This window comes from Streptomyces sp. SGAir0957 (assembly GCF_043523415.1).
This window is the reverse complement of sequence record NZ_CP027291.1, coordinates 179,467-202,369: the sequence shown is the minus strand read 5'-3', so window position 1 is coordinate 202,369 and position 22,903 is coordinate 179,467. Positions and strand designations below refer to the sequence as shown.

The following is a 22,903-nucleotide window of genomic DNA, read 5'->3' as shown; positions in this document are numbered from 1 at the left end:
CAGATCCACCATCCCGCACTGTCACACGGAACCGCTCCCCCACACCTGTAGAGAGCGAGGAGCCTCCTCGGCCATCCACCCGACGAAGGAGACCGCGCGCATGACCCGTCGCCGGCCGTACACCGCCCCGCCCGCCGGGCCCGATGCCCCGGCCCGGCACGCCCGGGAGGGAGACCGGTGATGGACCTGTCACCGTGGGCGCTGCCCGCCGGCCTGGCCGTCGCGGGGGTCGGCGCCGTCGTCGTCGCCTGCATGCTGCTCGGCAACCGCCGCCGTGCTGCGGAGCAGAGCGCCACGGCCGAAGAACGCGCGCAGCTCGTCCTCCAGCGCCGCCAGGCATGGCAGCGCCGGCTGGCCGTGATCGCTCTCGCCGTCGGCTGCGTGATGATGTTCGTCCTCGCGGGCATCGCCGCCTGGCTGAGCTTCGGCGCCCAACGCGAGTACGCCCACGCGCACAACGGCGGCGACTGGGACGCGGCGACCGGCTTCGCGCTGCTGCTGGACGCCGGCGCCCTGAGCCTGTCCCTGATCCGCTTCTTCGAGGCCCTCACCCTGCGCTCTTCCGCCAGCACCCGGGTCCTGCTGCTGGCGTTCGTCAGCGCCTCCGCGGTGATGAACCTGCTCCACACCCCCGAGGCCGGCGCCGGAAGCGCCTTCCTCGCCGTGGTCCCGCCGCTGGTCTACGCCGTGCTGCTGGAAAAGCTCCTCACCAAGATCGAGCAAGTGATCATGGGGCGGCAGAAGCGCCGCAAGGACGAGCACGAGCGGGGATACAGCCTGCTGCTGTGGCTGCCCTGGCCGATCGGCGCTCCCGTGAAGATGTGGAAGGCGTGGAGGAAGGAGTTGCTCTCCACGGTCGACAACGTCCGCGTTACCGGCTCCCGGCGCCCCCTGACGGCGGACGACAAGTCCGTTGCGGCCATCGCGGCAGCGGCCGAGGACCAGGAGACCGTCAGCGGACAGCTCCCCGCCAGCGCCGCGGCCGCGAAGGGCGAACAGAGGGCCCCTGCAGCGGCAGACCTCGCGCCGGCCGACGAGGAGAGCGTCGGGGTCTCCATGCAGAAGGCCCCGGCCGCGCCGGCACCGGAGAGGACGGTGGTCGATTCCGGTGCACCGACCACCGCCTCGGAGCTCGAAGGCTTGCCTGCCGTCGTGGATTCTGCTGCCGAGCCCGCGCCTGTCCAGCGCGCCGCTGCCCCGGACCCGGATCGCGAGACCGCATCGGCAGACCCCGAAACCGGTGGGGAGGCCGACACATCTGGTCTTCACGATGACGAGCAAGACGAGACAGCCGCCCAGATCCCTGACGACGGGGTGCAGGAAACCGCCGCCGACGAGTCCGAGGACGAGGAACTGACCGACGGCGTCGAGTCCGAGGACGAGGAGCCGGACGACGAGCTCGAGCCGGACGATGATGAGCCCGACGCGGAGCACGGGCACGCGCCGCCGCCCAGGGGCGACGACGAGGTCCGGGCCAATCCCCGGATCCAGATCGACCTGTCCACGCTCCCCAAGGACGAGGGCCCGCGCCAGCGGGCTGAGCGGATATATGTCGCCCATCAGGTCGCGGGCCTGCCGCTGGAGAAGTCGGATCTGGCCAGGTGGGCGGGCTATACGAATCCGCGCTCGGGCGGTAACGAGTACCGGCGGCTGGTGAGGCACTACGGGCCGATCCTGGAACGGAAGGGCGCCGCTTACGTGGATCTGGACTGGTCCAGCCTCGACCAGCAGGGCCCCCTGGCTGACTCCGAAGGACCGGATGACGATCGCGAGCCTGTCGTCGAACAGGCTCAGGCGGCCTGACCGTCGCTGGCCTGGTGCGAGGACGAGGCTGAAACCTGGTGTCGGACCGTGCCGGTAGCCTCGGGGCGACGACACGGACGGATGAGGGGGTTGGGGATGGACGTCGGCTGGCAGCGGGCGATCGCCGAACTGCGCGCCCAAGGCGAGGCGGCCGGCGCCGCCGCCCGGCGAGTCGACGACATCGGCATCGACAGCCCCCGCGAGGTGCGCCCCACTGCCGTCGCGGTCGAGTACGCGGCCGAGGCGGACTACGTGCGCAGCGCCCTGGCGCTGCTGCGTGCGCATCTCGCCGACCGCCGCCCGCCGCGCCGGCTTCCGGTCGCCCGGGTGCGGCTGTGGTTCCGTGATGTGTGGGAGGACCAGACCGTGAACCGGCTGGGCGGCGTGTGGCGGGCCGTCCCCGGCCGAGCCGCTCTGGAGCAGATGCGCAGCGCGGCGTCCGAGCCGCTCCTCGACGCAGTGATCGAACAGGCGGAGGCCCTGCAGGCCAGCCTCCGCGGGCACCGGCAACGGGACCGGATGTACGAGTCCTACATCCCCGCCCCAGGCGGCCTGCTGATCGACGAGGCCGTCGGCAGTTCCGGTCGGTCCGCTCCCACGCTGCCCGGTTTCCCCGATCCCGGTCACCCGCTCAACCGCGCCTTCCCCCGGGGCCGGGGGACGCGCATCCAGCCCGACCGAATGGAAGAGTTCAACCAGCTGGTGAGCGACCGGTTCGCCGTTCACCAGCGCGCCCGCGCCTTCGGCGACGCGGTCCTGGCCCTGCTTGTCGAACACCGCGCGGGCGGCATCCTGCCGCAGCCGGGCCGGGTACGCGGCGCCGGACGATGGGTGGGGCGCGAACGCGCGCTCGTCCCGCTCCGACCGGCCTGGCCCGCCAAGCCCAATGTCTTCCAGATTGCGACCCTGGCCGGGCTGGCCTGGCTGGTGATCGCATGCGCCGCCCTGCCGCTCACCTTCGGTATGAGCGCCCACCTGCTCTTCTCCCACGGCACGCTGCTGTTCCTGGCGGCCGGCGCCATCGCGGGCCTCGGTATCGCTACCACTATCCGATTCGGACCGAAGCTGATCCAGGCACCCGGCGCCCGCGCCGCCGCGCCGGGGGTCGTCGCCGCCCTCGCCGCCTTCCTCGTGGGCCACTGGCAGCAGCCCGTCGCCGACCACTTCTTCGCGGGCCCCTACGACCGGTACGAACGCGAGTACACCAACGGCTGCCTGGCCGCCAGCCCGTACCGAGACGACAACACCCAGTCCCGTGTCGAGGACCGCGTGCTCATCGTCGTCCCGATCGGTGGCGGTACGACGCTGCGCCTGGGTCCGGCCGAGGAAGGCGGCATGCACCCGCTGCGCCCCGTCGATCGGGCGACCCGGATGGAACTCGACAAGTACGGGTGCTGACCGGGGCACCGGGAGGACCACGCCTTCGTCCCGAAATCAGGAGCGACCACAGAAGAATTAGCCCATTGAAATGCTGGGCGACGTCGCCCGAGGTGACACCTTACGTTCATTACGGAATCAGGAAATGCACGATGAAGCTCATGGCACGGCTTGCCCAGCGGCACGCAAGGAAGACGGCACAGCGATACCGTCGGGAAGGGCGGACGCTCATGCCCTACGGCGAGTGGGAGGAACTGCTCACCTCCCAACATCGTCCGCCTCTTGTTCACAGCAACCTCTGGGATGAGCAGAACGACGGCAGCGAGGTCGCGACCTTTCGCGACGGCGACTCCTTCGTCTCCATGGTGTGGTCAGCCGGGTGGGCCAAGGAAGTCCGCTTGAGGAAACACACGGCCAAGGGCGAAACGCTCGAAAAGCGCGCCAAGGACTGGCACTACTGGGTTCTCGTCACAGAGCGTACGACCGAGTCTCTGATGTTCTGAGCCAGCGCTCCATATGCAGGCCAGAAAAACCACTGGACAAACTTCCATTAGACTCGCTGAAGGCTCCGCACTAGACTGGATCAAGACTGCCCTAGGGACTTATTCATAGCTCTGAACTGCAGCGATATGCCGATGCGGCTTGCGCAGCGCGATGGCTAATGCGCCGTCAAACAGCCGGGATATCTACATGTATTCCTGTCGGATGCCTGACCCGGTCGGAGCTTGAGGAGTTCTTCGCCGCCTTGTTCGAGCGTTTCGCCCTGCCCACACGTCGACCTTCGGTGAGAATCGCCTGGTGCGCCTGTCCCCACCCCTGGACCCGATGCTGGCCCGTTCCGTTGTTGCGCCCCCTCCGGCGGGCGCGCGGAAGGCAGTGTTCGAGCAGAAGGTGGACGGCTACCGCACCATCGTGTTCGCCGGTCCGGACCCCTACGTGCAGTCGCGGCGCGGCGCCGACCTGGCGCCCGCATTCCCGGAGATCGCTCGCGCCGCGGCCGAGCTCGGCGCCGAGGTGGTCCTCGACGCCGAGCTGGTGGTGCACAGCGCCGGCCGGCTCGACTTCGCGGCGCTTCAGCAGCGGGCCCGCCGCCGGGGAGCGGCGGCGGAACGCGCTGGCCAGGGGCAGCCGGCGCACCTGGTCGTCTTCGACCTCCTGGAGGTGGAGGGCGACGTCGTGATGCAGGAGCCCCTACACCGGCGCAGGGATGCGCTCGAGGACCTGTTCGTCGCCCGCCGGCTGTCGGCGCCGTGGGCGCTGTGCCCGCAGACCGAGGACCGGGATGCCGCCCTTGCCTGGCTGGACCCCGCCTGGGGAACGGCCGGGATCGAGGGCATCATGGTCAAGGACCCGGAGTCCCCGTACAGGCCCGGCGTGCGCGGGTGGTCGAAGCTGAGGGCCCGTACAACGACCGAGGCGATTGTCGGAGCCGTCACCGGCACCGTGCGCACGCCCACGAGTCTCCTGCTCGGCCGCCTCGACGCGTCGGGCCGCCTGCAGCTTGTTGCCCGCTCGACCCCGCTGTCGCGTGCCGCTGCAGCCGAGCTGAGCGCAGTCCTGCGCCCCGCCGGTCCGCAGCACCCCTGGCATGATCGGCACTTCTCTGCCGGATGGGGAACCAGGGAGCCCCTGGTGTTCCAGCCCGTCGTTCCCGAACTCGTCGCCGAAGTCGCAGCCGACACCGCCGTGGATCTGGGCCGGTACCGGCATCCGGTCCGCTACCTCCGGCTCCGCGGCGACATGGCTCCCGGCGATGTTCATGAGTGAGCGGAGCCCGCGCCGAAGCGAGGAGCGCGCGAGCTTCGGGCTCGCTCTACGGGCAGCGCGGGTACGTCGCGTCAGTACGTCGAGTCGGCTGAAGCCAGGCCGTCGATCACGCGCAAGGTGGCAGCGTCGATCTCTCCGGTCGCGGCCTCGTCGCGGACACGACGCGCGAACCCTCGGGCGGCACGGCGCGGGAGGATCCGCGTATTGAAGAACGTGGACGCGTTCAGCAGCGTCCGGATGAACTGCTCTGCATGCATGCGCAGTTCGGTGCCGTCTTCGGATCGTGCCGACGCAGCGAGCTCGCGTGCCTTTGCCGACAGCGCCCGCCGCTGCCAGCGGATCTCCTTGACGGCCTCCCACACAAGCCACCCCACGGCCGCTGCCGGTGGCACGGCCACCGGCCAGTCAGATCCTCGGACGTCCACCCAGCGGAAGTCCCCGAGCCACATGACCACGGGCGTCACGGCCGCGGCCAGCAGCAGACTGCCCGCCACGGATCCGCACGCCGCGACGAGGAACCAGCGCCGTATGGAGTCCGCGGACAGCGGCAGATGTACACCAGTGCTCTCGACCATGGCCACCATCATGCCCTCACCCCCTGGACGGACACGGCTTGCCGCGGCGGCACCGGCCGCCCTGCCGGCCACAGCCAGCCGTGCTCGCGCCGTTCCCATGCGACTTCACCCGGCCCCGCCGCGTAGTCATGAGATCGGGGCCCTATGGAAAGCGGACCTGTACGAGACGCCTTTCGCCGGTCCGCCTTCTACGGGCTGGCGGGCGGCGCTGTGCTCGCGTGGCTGGGAGCGACCGGCACCCAGCAACGGTGGCTGGCGCTCGTTGCCGCCGCGCTGCTGGCCGCCGCTACAGTTCCCGCGGTACAGCTGACCCGTCCGCACCGGAGCGCGTCATGGCCGCGATGGATCAGCGCCGCGGCGGTGTTCCTCCTCGTGCAGTGGTCGTGTCCGTCGTCCTGGTCGCATCACGCGCACGTTCCTACTCCCCCTGTCCGGTGTATGTTCTGTTGCCGGAATTGCGCTCTTCGCGCAGTGGTTCCTGGTCAGCAGCGCCAGCCGGCGTTCCTGAGTGTCGCCGGGCACGGCCGGCAAGGTCGCCGATCCACCCGCCAGGGCCACGGGCGGGTGGATCCCGCCTGCTCATGGGCCGACGCCACGGGGCAGTCGCCCACCCCGGGAGCGAGCCTGCCCGCACCGCGGATACCTGCGCTTTCCAGCCATCCTGGCCGGGTTAGGGTCGAAGCCGACCGGCCGCGACCGATGCCCCGCCGGCCGTGCGCAAGGAGTCCTCCTCACATGTCCGTCCTGAGCGTCGCCCTGTCCGCCGTCGTCGGGGTCCTGGTCGGCGCCGCGGCGCGACCGATGGTCTTCGCCCGGTCGGTGCCCTCGCCCGCCTCCTCACGCAGTCGGTGTCCGCACTGCGGGCGCGGCCTCCTCGGCCGGCCCCGGCCGCTGCCAGCGTCGGGCCGCTGCCCGAAGTGCGCCGGGCCCATCGGGCCGGCCGCGATCTCCGCGGAGGTGACGATGGGCGCGGCGTTCGCCGCGGTCGCGGCGGGCGGCGCGACCGGCTGGTTCGCCGCCGCGCAGTACTGGCTCGCCGCGTGCGGCATCACGCTGGCGATGATCGACCTCGCGGTTCAGCGTCTTCCCGATGTCCTCACCGTGCCCGCCTGCGCAGGAACGCTCGTGCTGCTCACCGCGGCCACCGTGGCGGGGGAGCCCGGCAGCCTCAGCCGCGCGGCGGCGGCCGCTGCAGTCGTCACAGCCTCCTTCCTCCTGCTGGCACTCGTTGCCGGGATGGGCCTGGGAGACGTGAAGCTCGCCCCGGCCATCGGCGCGCTCCTCGGCTGGACCAGCTGGAAGAGCGTGTTGTGGGGCACCGTCGCCGGCTTCCTCCTCGGCCTGGTCGGCGCGGTGCTGCTGCTCGCCTCCGGGCGCGGCCGCAGCACCCAGCTCGCCTTCGGTCCGTTCATGGTCATCGGGGCGCTCGCCGTGACCGTCACGGCCAGCTGACACCGCCTACCGGAATCTACTTTTCCTGTAATTCATTTTCCTGGCATCCCTCTTCCGGAAACCCGTGCTTCTGATCGCGAAATTCCGGAAGGCCATCTCGCGGAAGAAACTGGGCCTGGCGCAGCCTCCTTTCCGCGATTGAAGATCGAGTTCTGAACGACGGCAGTGAATGCCGCGCGTTCCTTCCCTCGCCCGGCGACCGTTCCGCGACTACACGGACGACGGTGATAAGGCCCGGCGAGCGAAGAGGGCCGACGACGACACCAGGAAGAGCGCATATGAACACCCTCACTCGCCGCGTCGCAACTGTTGCCACCGCAGGCGCGCTGGTACTCGGCGGCGCTGTCGCCACGGCGTCGACCGCCAGCGCTGCGCCCAACAGCAAGTCGTGCACCTCGAAGCCGCCGGCCATCGACGTACACACTTACGTCGAGACGGCAAACGTCAAGTTCCGGACCGGCCCCAGCACCAAGTACACGGCCAAGGGCCTCCTCACCAAGGGAACAAAGGTCTACCAGCCCTGCCAGAAGGGCGCCTGGTCCTACATCAAGGTGACCTCCGGTGCACACAAGGGCGAGAAGGGCTGGGTCGCTGGCCAGTACCTCGCCATCCACATGGTGCTGGACTGACTTCCGAGCCAGCCGCAGGATGAGGCTCTCCGCGCATCTACGCGACGGATGACTCCTCCCCCGCACGTCCCGTCCGTCACCCCGTACGGCGCGGGACGACGCCACGGCGGCCCGGCCCCCGTTGACGCCGGGCCGCCGTGCACGGCCCCTTGCTTCTGCCAGTCGACGGCGGGCCGCCGACACGAAGCCCGACCCGCGGGAGTTCTCCCGCCGGGAATCCTCAAGAAGGACGAGCCGTGACCACGACTTCCCGCATGATCACCGGAACCGTGGCCGCCGCCGCGGTGCTCGGCGGCGCCATGGTGGCCACCGCCGGCCCGGCCGCCGCTGCCGCGAGCTACCACTGCACCACCAGTAAGCACTCGGTGGACAACCCGGCATATAACGGCGTCTACGCCGACAACTTCGACTTCACGGTGCAGCTCTGCGCCAAGCGGTCCAGCGGCACCATCTACACCTACGCCAAGATCAGCTGGGACGGACCGGCCTGGTTCGTGGACGGTCCCAGCGAATTCGACGCCGCCCGCTTCCACCTGCAGACCAAGAAGAGTGTGTTCGGTCCCGACAAGGTCGTGAAGTGGGCCAACTACACCGGCATCAAGTCCCGTCTTGAGCACGGGGACTACAAGGGCAACGGCAGTTACACGACCGGCGTCCTCAAGTACTCGGCCGGCTCGGGCCGTTACCTCGCCGACGGCTTCCTCCAGCTGGACTGGGACAAGGACGGCAAGGGCTACAGAACCACGACCTTCTCGGCCTCGCCGACCGTCTGACACCCCCGTCCGTCACGACGCGACGTGGCCTGGGCCGTACTCCGGCCCAGGCCAAGCAGCCTTCCCACTCTGCTCGGGCCCACCGCCGAAGGACCGCGCCATGTCTGTCCCCCTGCCCCGTTCTTCCCGGCTCGAGGACGTCTTCACCGCGGCGCGCTCCCAGTCCCGCGCAGCTCTGGCCGCCTACCTCCCGGCCGGTTACCCCACCCGCGAGCAGAGCTTGGACGCCTTCCACCTCCTGGCCGCCGCCGCGGACGTGATCGAGGTGGGTCTGCCTTTCTCGGACCCTATGCTGGACGGCCCCGCCATCCAACGCGCGAACGCCCAGGCCCTGCGCGCCGGCTTCCGGATCGAAGACGTCTTCACCACGGTCCGCGAACTCGCTGCCTCATCCACCGCCGCGCTGCTGGTCATGACCTACTGGCAGCCCGTTCACCGCTACGGCGCGGCCCGGTTCGCCCATCGCCTTGCCTCCGCCGGCGGAGCAGGCGTCATCATCCCCGACCTCCCCGTCGAGGAGGCCACCGACTGGCTGCACGCGGCCCGCGACCACGGCCTGGACAGTGTGTTCGTCGTCGCTCCCAACAGCACCGACCAGCGCCTGGCCCGCGTCTGCGAAGCAGCCAGCGGCATGATCTACGCCCCCGCAACGGCCGGAGTCACCGGAACTCAGGGCCCTCTCCACCCGAAGCTCCACGCCTTCGTCGAACGCCTGCGCACCCTGACCCCTCTGCCCATCGGTGCCGGCATCGGCATCTCCACCCCCGAACAAGCAGCTTCCGTCGCCTCCTTCGCCGACGCCGTCATCGTCGGCTCCGCGTTCATCCGTGCCCTCGACGCGCATCCCGGATCCGCCGGCACCACCGAGGTCGGTCTGCTCGCCCAGCGCCTGGCCCGCGGACTCCGCCTCGCCGTGCCCTCCGCCGCCTGACGGCAGGCTGCCACCGCGGCGGCAGGCCCCGTCTTCGCCACGCAGCCCCCGCAGATCGGATCAGGGCGCACTCGTGCCCGGCCGGCTCACTGGCTGACCGGCAACCGAGCACGCGCCCGGGTTGATCACTTTCAGTGCATTCCGCCACCTACCGGGTCAGTAACATCACAAATTCGGTAAGGAGCAAGGGGAAAGCTACGACTACGGGGGTGTAGGCCTCTAGGGTTCCGCCCGGCACACCCACTCTTCCCACCTGCGGACGAGCACCTACAGGAGCAGACACCGCATGCTCGCGATGCGACCAGCCAGACCCGAGGACAAGTACGCCCTCGAGGTGATGATCCAGGCGCGCTCGGACTGGATGGCGAAGAGGCAGCTGGCGAACTGGCACAGCTGGGGCAGGCACGTGCAGGCGCTCGCCGCCAACTGCTCAGGTCGCTTCGGTGACATGTGGGTGCTCACCGAGAACGGCGACCGCATCGTCGGCTGCACCACGATCCTCACCACTGCCGCCCCCTGGGTCTGGACGGGAAGCGAAGCCTCGGACTCTGCCGTCTACCTCAACGCCACCGTGACCGACCCGACGGAGCGCCATCGCAAGCTCGGCACCCTCATCGCCCACTGGGCCGTCGACCGCGCCGCCCGCAACAACATCAGCTACGTCCGCCGGGACTGCACCTCTCCCGCCCTGGCCGCGTACTACGAGCAGCAGCAGTTCACGCTCGTCCGCACAGTCTCGGCACCCGGCGGCTGCTCTTCGTACGCCTTAGAACGAAGAGCGCAGAGAATCGCAGAACTGAAGAAGTGGCTCAGCCACGGAAGGCTCGGCAAGGAATCGGCCGCTATAGAGATCAGGCAGCCGACCGTAAACCCTGCCCGCCGGACCTTCGCATATGTGTGAAGCCCCCGCCGGCTGAACCGACTCAACCCCACGATCCGTGTGGGCTCGGCCTGATGAAATGCTGCGCCCCCACCAGCTGGCGGACGGAATTCACGACGATGACCCACGAGCCCCGTAGGGCGCCGCGAGAAATCGAGCCGGTCCGACCAACAGGCCGCAGACCACCACGGTCCTGGAAGACGAGGCCCAGCACGTCTACGGCAAGGCGCGCGAGTTGCCGCAGGCCGAACTCCTCCGGATGCTGATGCATCCGCGACGCCCCCGTGTCGCCTTCCTCCGATGGCCCATAGAGCAGCGCTTGCCCTAGACCGGCTGCGGCAGCGGAAACCCCGGCACGTACGTCGCCGACCTGCCCCTGCCGTCATTCGGCTCTAGGATGAGCTCGCCATGCTCGCTCGGCACCAAGCCCTGCTGCCCCACGGTCCATACCTGCACCGGACCGTCGTCACCGACCATCAGCGTCAGAACGCCGCTCGACGCCGCGATCAGCGAGGCGCCCAGCAGCGCAATGAAGCGCTCCCGGTCGCGATCCAGCACATCGGCCTGCTGGCTGACGACGCCGACCGGCACCGCGTAGCGGCCAAGTTCCAGATCACTCGCCTTGGTCGCCAAGGCGAGCCGGCCGCCCTCACCGCCGTACGCCGCGGCGCCCCGTACAACCTCCTCAACCAGAGCCGTCACGACGCCTGCCGAGTACCTCCTCGCCCACGCCTCCATACCGGGATGCTGGGCGTTCACCGCGTCGAATACCTTCCGGCAGCGGACCGCCATGGCCCAGGCATGCTGCTCCCGCTTCATCTGCAACAGCATCTCGTCGGCCGTCTCACCCGCGAAAGACCACAGCTCGGCCCTCCGGAACCGCCGGCTCGCGTAGGCGCGGAAGCCCCTCTCTGAGAGAGGATCCAGTCCGGCTTCCTCACAACCTCTGACGTAGGCGAAATCGACAATCGGGGCGAGCAGGAGCTGGTCCCCGGCCGACAGAGCGCGGACCGCACGGTCATGAACGTCACGCCAGTACGCGGAAAACGGACCACGAGCCTGAGGAACAAAGCGAAGATCACGCTCGTCGACGGCGACCAGCATGTTGGCACGCTCGTCCTCCAGGCTGCTGTCGCTCATCACGCAAACCCCCTGTTGCAGTCAGCGGAGTCCCTCTCCGCACGGCGGCACCACTGTGCTGGATCCAGGCCACACCTGAGACAGGTTCTACAGCACCGAAGTGATCCTTCCATGCGGCCCGCGGCTGCCAGAGCGAAGCAAATGCGCTACACCACGGAACACCTACGCCTTCTGCGCGACGCCGACGTAGAGGGGCACCTGTTCGTCGGCGAACTCCTGATCAGGCTCCGGATGCCAGTTGGTGACGACCTGGACACCCGGGTCGAGTAGGTCAAGTCCCGTGAAAAACCGGGCGAATTCGTCTCGTGAACGCACTTGCGCGGGCACACCGCTCTTGCGGTAGATCTCTACGGCCTTGTCCCAGCCGGCGGCATCGAAGTCCCCCGTCACATGCGAGAGCATGAGGAAACTGCCGGAGGGGAGCGGGGCCAAGAGCTCGTCGACAAGATCGTAAGGGCCGTACTCGTCGGACACGAAGTGCAGGAGGGCCACGAGTGAGAGGGCGACAGGTTCCTCGAAGTTGAGGACCTCCTTGGCGCCTTCGATGATCTTCCCGGGCTCGCGGACGTCCGCCTCGATGTACTTCGTCGCTCCCTCGGGGGTGCTCCGCAGGAGAGCCTCTGCGTGGCGGAGAACGATGGGGTCATTGTCGGCGTAGACCACGCGTGATTGCGGGTTGACCGCTTGCACGACCTGGTGGAGGTTGGGCTCGGTCGGGATGCCGGTTCCGATGTCGAGGAACTGATTCACGCCGCGGTCGGCCAGGAGCCGGGCAGCCCGATTCATGAAGCTCCTGTTGGTTCGGGCGGCGATTCTAATGGCCGGCAGGAACGATATGACCCGCTCGGCTGCTTCCTCATCGACCGGGTAACTGTCCTTGCCGCCGAGGTAGTAGTCGTACATGCGGGCCGGGTGGGGCCGGCTGGTGTCAATGGGGTCTAACGTCATTGTTCTTCTGCTTCCCCTTCGTGTCGGAAGTACGGCCTTGGGAGAGCGAGCGCTACCCGGCCTCAGGCGAGGAGGAAGTCGGCTTCCCCGGCCTTGGCCCCCATGATGAAAGCCGCGATCTCTCCCTGCTTGTAGATCAGCGCGGGCCCATCGGGGTCGGTCGATTGGCGCAGCGCTACCCGCCCATCGCCGAGAGGCTTCGCCTCCACGCAGTTGCCGGCGTTGCTACCGCTCCAAGGCTTCACCCACTGCTCGGCTCCAAGCTCTGTGGCGGCGTGGAGAACGTGACTCATAGGTACAGCTCCTTGCGAATATCACCAAGAAACGTCTTGGTCTTCTGCTTTGAAAATGCGTAGACGCTCATCTGAGACAGCGCTTCGCGGAACAGGGCGACTTCTTCCTTCTCCTCGCTGTATCCGGCGCGACTCAGGCTGTCAGTACAGACGATGTCGGGAAGCTCCGGAATCTCGAATCGGAAGATAGTGAAAGGGCCGAAGGCACCCGGGTGGAGCCCGGCCTCGAAGGGGCACACTTGAAGTGACACGTTCGGGAGGTCAGCCACGTCCAGGAGGTGCTCGATCTGCTCGCGCATGACAGCCGTGCTGCCGGCAGGACGCCGCAAGCTCGTCTCGTCCGTGATCACCCAGAGTTGGGGAGGCGCCGGCTCCTTACGAGTGAGGATTTCCTGGCGCTTGATGCGCAGGTCGACACTCCGTTCAAGAGCATCGGGTGACATGCGAGGGAGTCCCCGCTCCATGACGGCGCGTGCGTAGTCGGGTGTCTGGAGCAAGCCAGGGACGACTCCGGGTTCGTAGCCGCGGAGCTCGGTCGCGGCTGTCTCCAGCGATACGTGCACTCCGAACCAACCCGGGAGGACGTCGCGGAAGGTCTGCCACCAACCAGGCGTAGCTGCTTGGTCAAGGAGGGCAAGGAATTCTTGGATTTCGCCCTGGGGAGCACCGTAGATTTCAAGAAGCGTCTTGACGGTGGCGAACTTCAGGGAGGTCTCGGCCTTCTCCATCCTGGTGACCGTCGTCTGCGCAATCCGCAGCTGCTTGGCGGCCTGTACAGCGGTGAAGCCCGCCGTCTCGCGCAACGCGGCCAGACGCCGGCCCAGGACGATGGCCAGCACGGTCGGGGCCGACTTCGGCTCACTCACGCCGGTTCCCTCTCCTCTTCGGCCAGCAGCGGTCGCTCGCTGAAGTGTGCCACGGCGCCCGCGAGGCGAACAGACTGCAGCCCGAACTATGCAGACTGCAGAGTGAGGCTTGCCAACAGCGCTGAGTAGCGAGCATAGTTGCGTGGTGACCCAGCTCACGTAGCACGGATGCACGCTCCCCCGCCTTCGCCCCAGGAAGGTCTGAGATGCCCGCCCGCCCCACGTTGTTCCGCGTTCTCCTTCAAGAGCGCCGATGGGACCGATGGGTGGTCTTCTGTACCCACTTCGAGCGGACCGCGCGGGAACTAGCCAAGGAGACCAACTCGCCGCACCTGGCGGCCGTCTCAGTCTCGCGTTCCACCTTTGACCGGTGGGCGAAGGGTTACTGGTTCGGGCAGCCCTGGCCGGACACAGCTTTGGTTCTGGAGCGACTGTTCGGGGTCCCCTGCTCCGACCTCTTCAGTGCCGCACCATCCGTCATGCAGGTGCGTTCCTCACCGCACAGCCACGGAGACATACGCGCGGCCCTCGCGATCACCGATCGCTGGCCCACCAGCAGGGTGTTCCTGTCCGGTTCAGACGAAGTCGCCGACTCATGGGAGCTTGCCGGTCGCCAGGTCCTCGACGGCACAACCGCCGCGATCGGCTTCCGTACTGCCACCTTCCGGGAACACACCGCCCATATCAAAGTCGCCGACCCAGCGCTGAAGCAGTTCTTGCGACCTGCTCGCCGCGGGGTGCTCGTCGGCGTCACCGAACAGGGCGACGACACCCAGCTCTTTGTGGTCGATGCGGCCAATGCTCGCCGCACGCTGGCGGTGTCCTCCGACGGCGACACGCTCGCCCTACCGGCGGCGCACCTGCTGGACGACCTCACATACGGGCTGTTGTGGTCCCTGGTGCAGCTCGATGACGGGCTCCTGGCGGACGATCTCGCCCTCGCGGAGGAACAGCAGGCACTCGACACCTATCTCTCGCTTCCGCGTTCGGCTCCGAGCCGGGTGGCGTTGCCCGATCTCACGACAGCCGGAGCACAGTGGCTCGGATCCGCGTTCTGCGCCCGGCACATTGTGCGGCGACTCGAGGGGGTGACGGCGCCTCCTGTCTTCTGGACACGTGAACAGACCGGCGAGCAGGCCGCTCCATGGCTGTGGTTCCGTCACAAGGCCGACTACCTCAGGGCCCTGGCAGACGCGTACACCGACGCGGCGACGCCCATGGTCCGGGTCTTCTGCATTCCGGAGAGCGAGGTGATCCGAAGCAGCCGGTACGAACGCATTCTGCTGCTTCTGGCCATCGCGCTGATGGAACTGTACGGAATCAAGGTCGATGTACTTGCTGATCCGGAGTACTCCGAGGTCGACGGATTCGCGTTGGTCCCGAGGCAGCGGGCAGCCGTGGCCAACTGGGTGCGCACCGAGGCGATTTGGGCCGCCGATACGGTCACCCAGCGCCCCGCGCTGCGGACGTATCACGAGGCCTTCACCGAGGCCCAGGCACGCAGCGTGGCGACAGGCCCTGATCCGGAAGCTCGATTGCGGACACTGGCTGGCTTTCTGGACGTCCCTTGGCCGTGGCTGGTTCGCAGATGCCGGGAGTTGAGCGAGTGCGGAACGGCGAGCATCGTGCGTCCACGTAGTCGGCACCTCAGCGTGAACGCGCTCGATGATGTCTTCCATTTCCTCGCCGACCTGGCACCGGACCGGTGAGAATCCCGACGCTGACCCGTACTGCGTGATCCACTTCCCTGAAAGGCCGCCGCCTTGATCTCGACCCCCCGGGCCCTCCGACCCACCGTCCTCGTGCTGTCACTTGGCGGGACGATCGCCATGTCGGCGCCGGACGGGGGAAGTGGGGTGGCCCCCCGCCTGACGGCTGCTGATCTCGTGGCCTCCGCGCCGGACCTGGCCGAGGCAGCGACGCTGGAGATGCAGGACTTCCGGAAGGTCCCCGGAGCCTGGCTGGAGATCGACGACATCGTCGCTGTCGCCGAACTCCTGAACCAGCAGGCGCAATCCGGCACGGCCGGCTTCGTCATTACGCAGGGCACCGACACCCTGGAGGAGACCGCCTTCCTCCTCGACCTCCTGTACACCGGGGAAGCCCCGGTTGTGATCACAGGCGCCATGCGCAACGCGGAGATGGCCGGCGCCGACGGTCCAGCCAATCTCATGGCCGCGGTGCGCACCGCGGCCAGCCCGTCCGCGCGCGGCCTCGGCGTACTCGTCGCCTTCGCCGACGAGCTGCACGCCGCCCGTCATGTGCAGAAGGTTCATAGCACCAGCACGTCGGCCTTCGCTTCACCCGGAGCAGGCCCCGTCGGGTACATGGTGGAGGGCCAGCCCCGCTTCCACTTCGCCGTGCCGCGGCAGGCGCCGGTGGGGCTGCCATGGGTCCGTCCGGCGTCCGTGGAGGTGATCGAGGCGACCATGGGGGCCTCCGGCGCCCTTCTGAAGGCCGCCGACCTGGCCGACGGCCTGGTCATCGCAGCCTTCGGAGCCGGACACACCCCCAAGACGTGGGCTGAGCCGCTGGGTGACCTGGCAGCCCGTGCACCAGTTGTCCTCACCTCCCGCACCGGTGCGGGAAGCGTTCTGACCAGCACCTATGACTTCGGTCCCGGCTCCGAGACGGACCTGCTCAAGCGCGGCCTCATCAACGGCGGCGGCCTGGAGCCGCGCAAGGCCCGACTTCTCCTTCTGGCCCTCCTGCGCTCCGGGGCGGAGCTGCCGGAGATCAGGGACGCCTTCGTCCGTCGACGCTGAATGCCCACCACAAGATCCGATTCGTAGATCCAGGAGCCACATGCGTGCCACCGAAGTCACCACTGGCCGGCGATTCGCCGTCGCTTTCGATCACGGCGAGGACTTCTTCGCTGCGCTGGACGCCTTCTGCCGCAACACCGGGATCCGGGCTGGCCACATCCCCACGTTTATCGGCGGCTTCAGCAGTGTCCGGCTGGTGGGCTCGTGCGCCCCGCTCGAGCATCCGGAGCGCCCGCTGTGGGACGAGATCGAGGTCGAGACGCTGGAAGTGCTCGGAGCTGGCACACTCGCGTGGGACACAGCGAACAGCCGGGTCGCGCCTCACATTCACGTTTCTGCTGGCCTCAAAGGAGCCTCTGCCGATGGGCGAACCAGTCACCTCCTGGGTGGCACCGTGCAGTTCATCAGCGAACTCGTTGTCGAGGAGTGGACCGCCCCCGCGGTGACCCGGCTGCGGAACCCGGATCTGTATGACGTTCCCCTGCTCACCTTCGGCGAGACGAACTGAGCCGAGGAGAAGGCGATGCGGCGCGCGACCCGGTTCCGGCAGTTGATCGAGGAGAACCACTGGACGGTGTTCGCTACGTTCAGCATCCACTTCCAGCGTGCTGCCCGCGACGTTGCCCGTATCGACGACGACCCGCGGCTGGCGGCGGTCACGGTCTCGTCCCGCAGTTTCGACCGGTGGATGGCCGGGGATCTCAAGAGGATGCCCTGGCCTCCCACCTGCCGCGTGCTGGAGCATCTGCTCGGTGAGCCGGCCGTGGCACTGTTCGGGCCGCCAACCGGTGATTCCACCCGCTCATTTGAGGAAGATCCCCAGGCCGAAGCCGGACCGGGTGTACCCGCCTCTGGTTTCGCGCCCTTATCCGTGCTGGAAGGTGCTGCACCGGCCGACAGCACGGGACCGTTTCCGTACCTGGGGGCGCTGGAGTCGTTCAGGCACGCGGACCGTCAACTCGGCGCTGGGCATGTCTACTCGTCGCTCCAGCAGTACCTACAGACATCAATCGCAGTCGATCTGTTCGGGCCCAAGGGGCGCTCCCCCGGCACCGACGTGTTCCTGGCCGCAGCAGTGCTCACGGAAATGGCGGGCTGGATGGCCCACGACCTGGGACGCGATACGGAGGCCTCCGAACACTTCAGGGTCGCCTTCGGTCTCGCGCATGCGACTCCCGAAACGTCTGTGGGAGCAAACGTCCTGGCGAGCATGAGCCACTTGGCTCTGCAACTCGGCGACGGCAGCCAGGCGCTGGCCCTAGCCCGACGCGGGCACGCACGCATGGCGACCACCGAACCCGTCCCGGTGCTCACCGCCCGCCTTCATGCGATGGAGGGCCGTGCTCAGGCCAGGCTCGGGGGCGGCGTGGCCGCCCAGCGCGCGCTGGAAGCAGCGCAGGTAACTCTGGAAGCAGCCTCCACTGCGCCGGCCCCGCATTGGGTTGCCCCCTTCGACCAGGCCGCGCTCGCCAGCGAGTCAGCGCTCGCCCTACGCGACCTGGGGATGCTCAGTGCCGCAACCACCGAGGCCGAGCGCGCCGTGGCATTGCGTGGAGAGAACCGTGCCCGCAGTCGGGCATTCAGCCAGTCCGCGCTCGCCGAACTTCTTGTCCAAAGCGGAGACCTCGAAGCGGCCTGCGCCACCGGGGTGCAGCTTCTGACCGCCTGTGAGCCGCTCGGCTCGTCCCGGGTCACCGACCACCTGCACGCCCTCAGCCGAACACTGACCCCCTTCCGCAACGTCCCTCAAGTGCGGGACATGCTAGAGCAGTTGGCACTGGTCAACCGTCGCCGGTCGGCCCTGCTTGCCAGCTTCGATGCGCGTCCCGGAACGGGCAGGCATCCATGACGAAGCCCCCTCCCCCCGGGACGCCCGAGTGGGATGCCTACCTGGCCGAGGGCAACGCCAAGCAGGCCCGCAAGCGCGTGACCGCCGACGCGCTGCTTCGCGATCCCGACGGCCGACTACTCCTGGTCAAGCCCACCTACAAGCCGGGCTGGGACCTTCCCGGAGGGATGGCGGAGTCCAACGAGGCTCCCTCCGATGCCGTGCGCCGGGAACTCGCCGAAGAGCTCGGGCTCGACATCACGCTGTACGCACTCCTGTGCATCGACTGGGTGTCTCCCCACGGCCCTTGGGACGACCTCATGGCGTTCGTCTTCGACGCCGGGCAGCTGTCATGGGACACGTGCGCAGCGCTGCGACCGCACGACGAGGAGCTTTCGGAGTGCGCCTTCTTCCCCGAAGACCAGGCGCTTTCCGTTCTCCGGGACCGTCAGCGGCACCGGGCTGAGCAGGCCCTGATCGCCCTGAGGGAGAGCGTCCCGCGCTATCTCCAGAACGGGCAGCCGCTCTGGAACCGGGGCCACGCTCCCGTGCACGAGGGGGAGCAGTCGACCGTCCGAACCGAACCCGAGGGGGGAACCCGTTGACCAGCACGACCACCACTCGGTTCGCGCTTCTGGTCCAGGAAAACCAGTGGGATTCGTACGAGAAGTTCTGCATCCATTTCGCCAGGGCCGCGGCGCGCGCCGCAGAGAAGGAGAACGATCCCCGGCTCGCCCGCGTCGAAGTGTCCCGCAGCAGTTTCGACCGGTATATGGGCCGCCGCGGCTCGATCAAGAGCACGCCCCGGCGGGACGCCTACCTCGTACTCCGGCATATGTTCAACATGGCCCCCGAGCGGCTCTTCGAGACCGTGGAACCGGGAGTACTGGCCTCGCGCCGCGCCAGCGCTGACATCAGCAGTGCCCCGGCGGCAAGCCTCGGCTTCGACGACGCCCTGGCCGTCGTCGCCCAGACCCACAAGCTGACCAGCTCCAACGCGGACGACCCTGTCCTGATCATGGTGAGACGGTCCATCTCGGGCATCATCGACCGCTACGAGGCGCAGGGGCCCCAACAGCTGGCGGGCGAAGCCCGAGTCGTGCGCGAGATGCTGCACGGCGTCCTGGCCGGCCAGCAGCCCCCACGAGTTCGCGCGGAACTCTTCCGCCTCGCTTCCCAGGCAGCCGGACTTCTCGGGTACATGGCCGTCAACGCTGGTGCGGCCTACGACCTGGTGAATGCGTACTGCTCGGAGGCAGAGTCCCTGGCACGCGAGGTCGGCGACATCCCCATGGAGATGTGGGCGAGCGGTACCCGCTCGCTGGGTCTCTACTACCAGAAGCGGTATGCCGAAGCCGACGACGCGGCCCTGGCCGGAATCGCTCTGGCCCCGGACAACCCGCAGGCGATCCGGCTGCTCGTCAACGGGCGCTCCCGCGCGCTCGCCCGACTCGATGACCGCCGTGGTGCAGAGCAGGCGATCGGCGAGGCCTTGGAGCTCTCCGACCGGCAGACTGCCCTGCCCGGTGGCCTCACCTCCTGCATCAGCTTCGGGCCATACTCCATGGCCCGCACGCTGGCCAATGCCATCACCACGCGCCTCTCGCTCGGCGACACAGGAGAGGTCCTGACGCACGCCAAGCAGATCGACGAGCTGATCGCACACTCCGACTCCGACTGGAGCCGCGCCCTGGTAGGCCTCGACACGGCGACGGCTCTGCTTCAGCAGCCGTCTCCTGAAGTCGAGCAGGCCATGGCACTTGGTCGGCTAGCTCTGCGCTCCGGCACCACCGCGCCCATCAGATCCGTGTGGGAACGCGCGAACGAGCTCTATCAATGCGCCGAGCGGTGGCATGACGAACCCGATGTGGGGGACTATGCCGAGGAGCTGCGGACGTGGCAGTCACAGCCGCAGGCCGGAATGATCGTGGTCGGCTCGCGCGCTCAGATCGCGCCCTGACATACCTAGGAGATCCGTGGCGCCCGAGCTGGCCGTCGACCCCAGGGCCTTCCCCTGCGCACCTCCGGCCGATCTCGACGATCCCCGCGTGATCGTCGAGCACGACTGGCAGGCCTTCCGAGCCGTCGACCGCATGAAGAACCACTGGGACCGCCCGGGATGGTCGGAACACCAGCACACCTACTACTGGATGCTGACTTTCGCCGACGCTACCGCTCTGGTACGACGCACAGAGCACTACCAGGGCGCACTTGAGCCCCTCAACATGGACCCGGTCCCCGCCGACGGCCTGCACGTCACCATGGTGCGGATCGGTGCTACGGAACTCGTAACGCCTCCCCAGCTCCAGCGCCTGGTCGACCTGGCGCAGCACCTGCCCGTCATCGAGTTCCGAATTCTGGCTCATCCCCTTGCGGGCTCGCGCGGCGCGGTCCGCTTCAGCCTCACCCCCTGGAGTCCGCTCGTCGGTCTTCACGCTGCGCTCAGCACGCTCGGCGCTCAAGCCGGCGTCCCCGGCGGCAAGCCGACCAGCGCCTTCCGGCCGCATCTGGGAGTGGCCTACAACAACACCGAACGGTCGGCGGCACCGGTCATCGACATGGTCTCGCAACTGCGTTCGCTCCCCCCAGTAGCCCTCGACGTCACGTCAGTGGACCTGGTGAAGCTCCGTCGGCAGGGCCGAACCTACCGGTGGGAGACCGTCCGCACCGTCCCGCTGCGCCCCGCAGGAACGGCCTCGACTGTCCCGGGAGCCGTGGCAGGGGCGCAGTGATCTTTCGCGCTGGCTCACGTGACCGGAACCAGAGTGGCGCCGCTCACGGTCAGCAACCGCATGCCCGCTGACCGCGCCGCGGCGAGGCCGTCAGGGGCGTCGTCCACTGCCAGACAGCGCGAGGGTGCCGCACCCACCTGTCGGGCCGCTTCCAGGTAGACGTCGGGAGCTGGTTTGCCGCGCGCCACGGACTCGACGGTGACCACGACCGGAAGAAGCCAGTCCAGTCCCAGGCGCTTGATCCCGGTGTGTACCAGGACCGCGGCTGCACTGGATGCGACGGCTCGGGGAATCCTGCGTGCACAGGCCTGCTGGAGCAGGTCCAGCGTTGCCGTGATCACCTCCGGCGGAGGACCGTTCAGCAGGAGTTGCCGGCTGGCGTGAACCACCTCTTCGGCGGGGAGCTCGCGTCCGTCGGCCAGGACTCGGAGCAGGTCGCGTACTGGCAGCCCGGCATGCGCCGTGTACCAGTCCTCCTCGACTTTGAGTCCGTACGGCACGAGCGCTTGGCGCAGGGCGTCGAGTCGCCGCCGACCGTTGTCGACGACTGTGCCGTCCCAGTCCACGATGAGGCCGTCGGTGTTGTCCAGGAGGTCAGTCATGAAGGCCTCGATGGTGGAGAATCCGGCCGCTCGGATCGACGGCGACGATGGTCTCGGGCACATCGCCGCTGTCCACCGGCCACAGCAGGCGTCCGAGCGACTTCAGACGAACCACCTGGAAGCCCTGTGACTCTGGAGTGACGATGTCCTCGTCCATGATCAGCACCCCTACCGTCCCGAGCTCGCCCGACGCTGTGGGAGCGGGCAGCACAGGGCGATGACCTGCCGGTGATGAGTGCAGCAGGAGAGTGGCGGCACGTCCGTCGCGGACGGCGGTGGCCGGCAGGCGCTGGACCACTACCGCCGCCCCGTCCAGGCTGGCGCGGTCCGTCCGTTGTTCTGGGATGCCCGTGACGGGACGCACGGTGCCTTCAGTTCCGTTGACCTCGATCAGGCGCCCCGACGGGATTTCGGTCGCGGCCTTGACGTTGGTGACGCAGGGGATGCCTAGCTCGCGGGCGATGATCGCGGTATGGGAGAGCGGGCCCCCCGTGGTGGAGACGACAGCGGCGGGCTGCTCAAGCAGGGCGCCGGCCGCTTCGGGACCGAGGGCGCCGCAGATCAGGACGGTGCCGGCCAGCGCCGTGCTGTCGCCGATGCGAACAGCCGGGCCTGCTCCGGTGCCTGCGACGGCAGGGATGCCGGTCCAGCCGTCCTCACAGTGCTGACGGGTCGCATGGCTTTCGTGGAGGGGGCGGGTGAGCGGGCGTGCTTGCACCAAGTGCAGGGTGCCGTCGGCGGTCAAGGCCCACTCCACGTCGATACGTTCGATGTTCAGCGCGACCGCTGCGGCGACTGCGTTGTCCAGGAGGGCCTGGCGGTGTTCTTCGCTCAGTACGGGAACAGACGCCCACGACGCCGGTGTGTAGAGCTGCAGGACGCCCTTCTGTGATGTCTTGATCTTCGCGAGTGTCTCGTCCTGGGTGACGCCGGTGAGCGCTGTCCACTCCCCCGGCGGCAGCCGCAGCTCGTCGGGGGTGCCCGGCATGAGGATGATCCGCTGCTCGGCTGGCTGGACAGGGTGCATGGTGTGACGCAGGCCGGAGTGGACCTCGCCGGTCTGCGTGCCGCTGACGAGTGGCTCGGCCAGGCCACGGACGGCCTCGATTCGCCAGCGGACGCACCGGCCGGCGAGCACCTCGGCAGCCAGCACGCCTGCGGCAGCGGGACGGAGTGCGGGCTGGATCGCGACGGCCATCCCGGGGGCGGTAGTGATCTTGTGAGCACGTGCGTAGGCCTGCGCCGTCGGCTGCAGCGCGGAGTCACGGACCTCGGCAATCGCGGCGCGCAGCGGGCCGAAGCGGGTGGGGGTGAAGCGTGAGGTGTAGATCCCAGCGAACGAGGCGGCAGCGCCGTCCTCGGCGACGGAGGAAGACCGGACGATCAGCCCGTACGGGGCGCGCTGCTCGGCCCAGGCCAGGATGCGTTCCACGAGGATCGGAACCGCGCTCTCCGGTGTACCGACCGGGACCACAAGGCCCTCGGGGACGGGCAGGTCGTGGTGGATCAGCCGGGCCAGGGCGGCTGCCTTCCCGCCGACGC

At 68.4% G+C, this 22,903-nt stretch carries 23 protein-coding genes; 16 read left to right on the top strand and 7 right to left on the bottom strand.

What is annotated here, in order from left to right; genetic code table 11:
* The first annotated feature begins 180 nt into the window (after positions 1-180).
* The 4 genes from C1N81_RS03475 (at position 181) to C1N81_RS03460 (ending at position 4,947) form a co-directional block, all read left to right on the top strand.
* Complete coding sequence (locus C1N81_RS03475; protein ID WP_394426621.1) at positions 181-1,803, top strand: DUF2637 domain-containing protein; 1,623 nt, start codon at positions 181-183, stop codon at positions 1,801-1,803.
* Between the two features lie 96 nt (positions 1,804-1,899).
* On the top strand, positions 1,900-3,201 hold the full coding sequence (locus tag C1N81_RS03470; protein WP_394426619.1) for a hypothetical protein: 1,302 nt from the start codon (positions 1,900-1,902) through the stop codon (positions 3,199-3,201).
* Between the two features lie 131 nt (positions 3,202-3,332).
* Complete coding sequence (locus C1N81_RS03465) at positions 3,333-3,683, top strand: hypothetical protein (protein WP_394426616.1); 351 nt, start codon at positions 3,333-3,335, stop codon at positions 3,681-3,683.
* 322 nt (positions 3,684-4,005) lie between these two features.
* Complete coding sequence (locus tag C1N81_RS03460; RefSeq protein WP_394426614.1) at positions 4,006-4,947, top strand: ATP-dependent DNA ligase; 942 nt, start codon at positions 4,006-4,008, stop codon at positions 4,945-4,947.
* Positions 4,948-5,018: 71 nt separating this feature from the next.
* Here the strand turns inward: C1N81_RS03460 and C1N81_RS03455 are convergent, their stop codons facing one another.
* Positions 5,019-5,522 (bottom strand): hypothetical protein, encoded by a 504-nt coding sequence (locus C1N81_RS03455; protein ID WP_394426612.1) that lies wholly within the window; start codon positions 5,520-5,522, stop codon positions 5,019-5,021.
* A 735-nt stretch (positions 5,523-6,257) separates the two neighbouring features.
* Between C1N81_RS03455 and C1N81_RS03450 the strand changes: the two genes are divergently transcribed.
* The 5 genes from C1N81_RS03450 to C1N81_RS03430 all read left to right on the top strand — a co-directional run bounded on the left by C1N81_RS03450 (position 6,258) and on the right by C1N81_RS03430 (position 10,208).
* Positions 6,258-6,974, top strand: coding sequence for a prepilin peptidase (locus C1N81_RS03450; RefSeq protein ID WP_394426610.1), 717 nt, complete (start codon positions 6,258-6,260; stop codon positions 6,972-6,974).
* A 278-nt stretch (positions 6,975-7,252) separates the two neighbouring features.
* Positions 7,253-7,603, top strand: a complete 351-nt coding sequence (locus tag C1N81_RS03445) for an SH3 domain-containing protein (protein WP_394426609.1) — start codon at positions 7,253-7,255, stop codon at positions 7,601-7,603.
* A gap of 236 nt (positions 7,604-7,839) precedes the next feature.
* The gene (locus tag C1N81_RS03440) at positions 7,840-8,376 is read left to right on the top strand and encodes a hypothetical protein (protein WP_394426608.1); all 537 of its coding nucleotides are present in this window, start codon (positions 7,840-7,842) and stop codon (positions 8,374-8,376) included.
* 100 nt (positions 8,377-8,476) lie between these two features.
* Positions 8,477-9,307 (top strand): tryptophan synthase subunit alpha, encoded by an 831-nt coding sequence (gene trpA, locus C1N81_RS03435; RefSeq protein WP_394426607.1) that lies wholly within the window; start codon positions 8,477-8,479, stop codon positions 9,305-9,307.
* 295 nt (positions 9,308-9,602) lie between these two features.
* On the top strand, positions 9,603-10,208 hold the full coding sequence (locus C1N81_RS03430) for a GNAT family N-acetyltransferase (RefSeq protein ID WP_394426605.1): 606 nt from the start codon (positions 9,603-9,605) through the stop codon (positions 10,206-10,208).
* A 303-nt stretch (positions 10,209-10,511) separates the two neighbouring features.
* Here C1N81_RS03430 and C1N81_RS03425 read toward each other — a convergent pair whose 3' ends face one another.
* The 4 genes from C1N81_RS03425 to C1N81_RS03410 all read right to left on the bottom strand — a co-directional run bounded on the left by C1N81_RS03425 (position 10,512) and on the right by C1N81_RS03410 (position 13,434).
* On the bottom strand, positions 10,512-11,327 hold the full coding sequence (locus C1N81_RS03425; RefSeq protein ID WP_394426603.1) for a hypothetical protein: 816 nt from the start codon (positions 11,325-11,327) through the stop codon (positions 10,512-10,514).
* 162 nt (positions 11,328-11,489) lie between these two features.
* On the bottom strand, positions 11,490-12,275 hold the full coding sequence (locus tag C1N81_RS03420; RefSeq protein WP_394426601.1) for an SAM-dependent methyltransferase: 786 nt from the start codon (positions 12,273-12,275) through the stop codon (positions 11,490-11,492).
* Positions 12,276-12,337: 62 nt separating this feature from the next.
* Complete coding sequence (locus tag C1N81_RS03415; protein ID WP_394426599.1) at positions 12,338-12,568, bottom strand: DUF397 domain-containing protein; 231 nt, start codon at positions 12,566-12,568, stop codon at positions 12,338-12,340.
* A complete protein-coding gene (locus C1N81_RS03410; RefSeq protein ID WP_394426597.1) occupies positions 12,565-13,434 on the bottom strand; it encodes a helix-turn-helix domain-containing protein in 870 nt (289 codons plus the stop codon). Before C1N81_RS03410 ends, C1N81_RS03415 begins: the two co-directional genes overlap by 4 nt.
* Positions 13,435-13,640: 206 nt before the next feature.
* Here C1N81_RS03410 and C1N81_RS03405 point away from each other — a divergent pair, with 206 nt between their 5' ends.
* The 7 genes from C1N81_RS03405 to C1N81_RS03375 all read left to right on the top strand — a co-directional run bounded on the left by C1N81_RS03405 (position 13,641) and on the right by C1N81_RS03375 (position 20,759).
* The gene (locus C1N81_RS03405; RefSeq protein WP_394426595.1) at positions 13,641-15,143 is read left to right on the top strand and encodes a transcriptional regulator, XRE family protein; all 1,503 of its coding nucleotides are present in this window, start codon (positions 13,641-13,643) and stop codon (positions 15,141-15,143) included.
* Positions 15,144-15,236: 93 nt separating this feature from the next.
* The gene (locus C1N81_RS03400) at positions 15,237-16,199 is read left to right on the top strand and encodes an asparaginase (RefSeq protein ID WP_394426593.1); all 963 of its coding nucleotides are present in this window, start codon (positions 15,237-15,239) and stop codon (positions 16,197-16,199) included.
* A 40-nt stretch (positions 16,200-16,239) separates the two neighbouring features.
* On the top strand, positions 16,240-16,707 hold the full coding sequence (locus C1N81_RS03395) for a PPC domain-containing DNA-binding protein (protein ID WP_394426591.1): 468 nt from the start codon (positions 16,240-16,242) through the stop codon (positions 16,705-16,707).
* Positions 16,708-16,722: 15 nt separating this feature from the next.
* Positions 16,723-18,048: a hypothetical protein gene (locus C1N81_RS03390; protein WP_394426589.1), complete on the top strand. Its 1,326-nt coding sequence runs from the start codon at positions 16,723-16,725 to the stop codon at positions 18,046-18,048.
* The gene (locus tag C1N81_RS03385; RefSeq protein ID WP_394426587.1) at positions 18,045-18,632 is read left to right on the top strand and encodes an NUDIX domain-containing protein; all 588 of its coding nucleotides are present in this window, start codon (positions 18,045-18,047) and stop codon (positions 18,630-18,632) included. The genes C1N81_RS03390 and C1N81_RS03385 overlap by 4 nt, the downstream gene beginning before the upstream one ends.
* Complete coding sequence (locus C1N81_RS03380; RefSeq protein ID WP_394426585.1) at positions 18,629-19,987, top strand: hypothetical protein; 1,359 nt, start codon at positions 18,629-18,631, stop codon at positions 19,985-19,987. Before C1N81_RS03385 ends, C1N81_RS03380 begins: the two co-directional genes overlap by 4 nt.
* Before the next feature lie 16 nt (positions 19,988-20,003).
* A complete protein-coding gene (locus tag C1N81_RS03375; RefSeq protein ID WP_394426583.1) occupies positions 20,004-20,759 on the top strand; it encodes a 2'-5' RNA ligase family protein in 756 nt (251 codons plus the stop codon).
* A 14-nt stretch (positions 20,760-20,773) separates the two neighbouring features.
* Here the strand turns inward: C1N81_RS03375 and C1N81_RS03370 are convergent, their stop codons facing one another.
* The gene (locus C1N81_RS03370; protein WP_394426581.1) at positions 20,774-21,361 is read right to left on the bottom strand and encodes an HAD family hydrolase; all 588 of its coding nucleotides are present in this window, start codon (positions 21,359-21,361) and stop codon (positions 20,774-20,776) included.
* Entirely contained in the window at positions 21,354-22,793 is a 1,440-nt protein-coding gene (locus tag C1N81_RS03365; RefSeq protein ID WP_394426578.1) for a PEP/pyruvate-binding domain-containing protein, read from the bottom strand. Before C1N81_RS03365 ends, C1N81_RS03370 begins: the two co-directional genes overlap by 8 nt.
* Positions 22,794-22,903 lie beyond the last annotated feature (110 nt).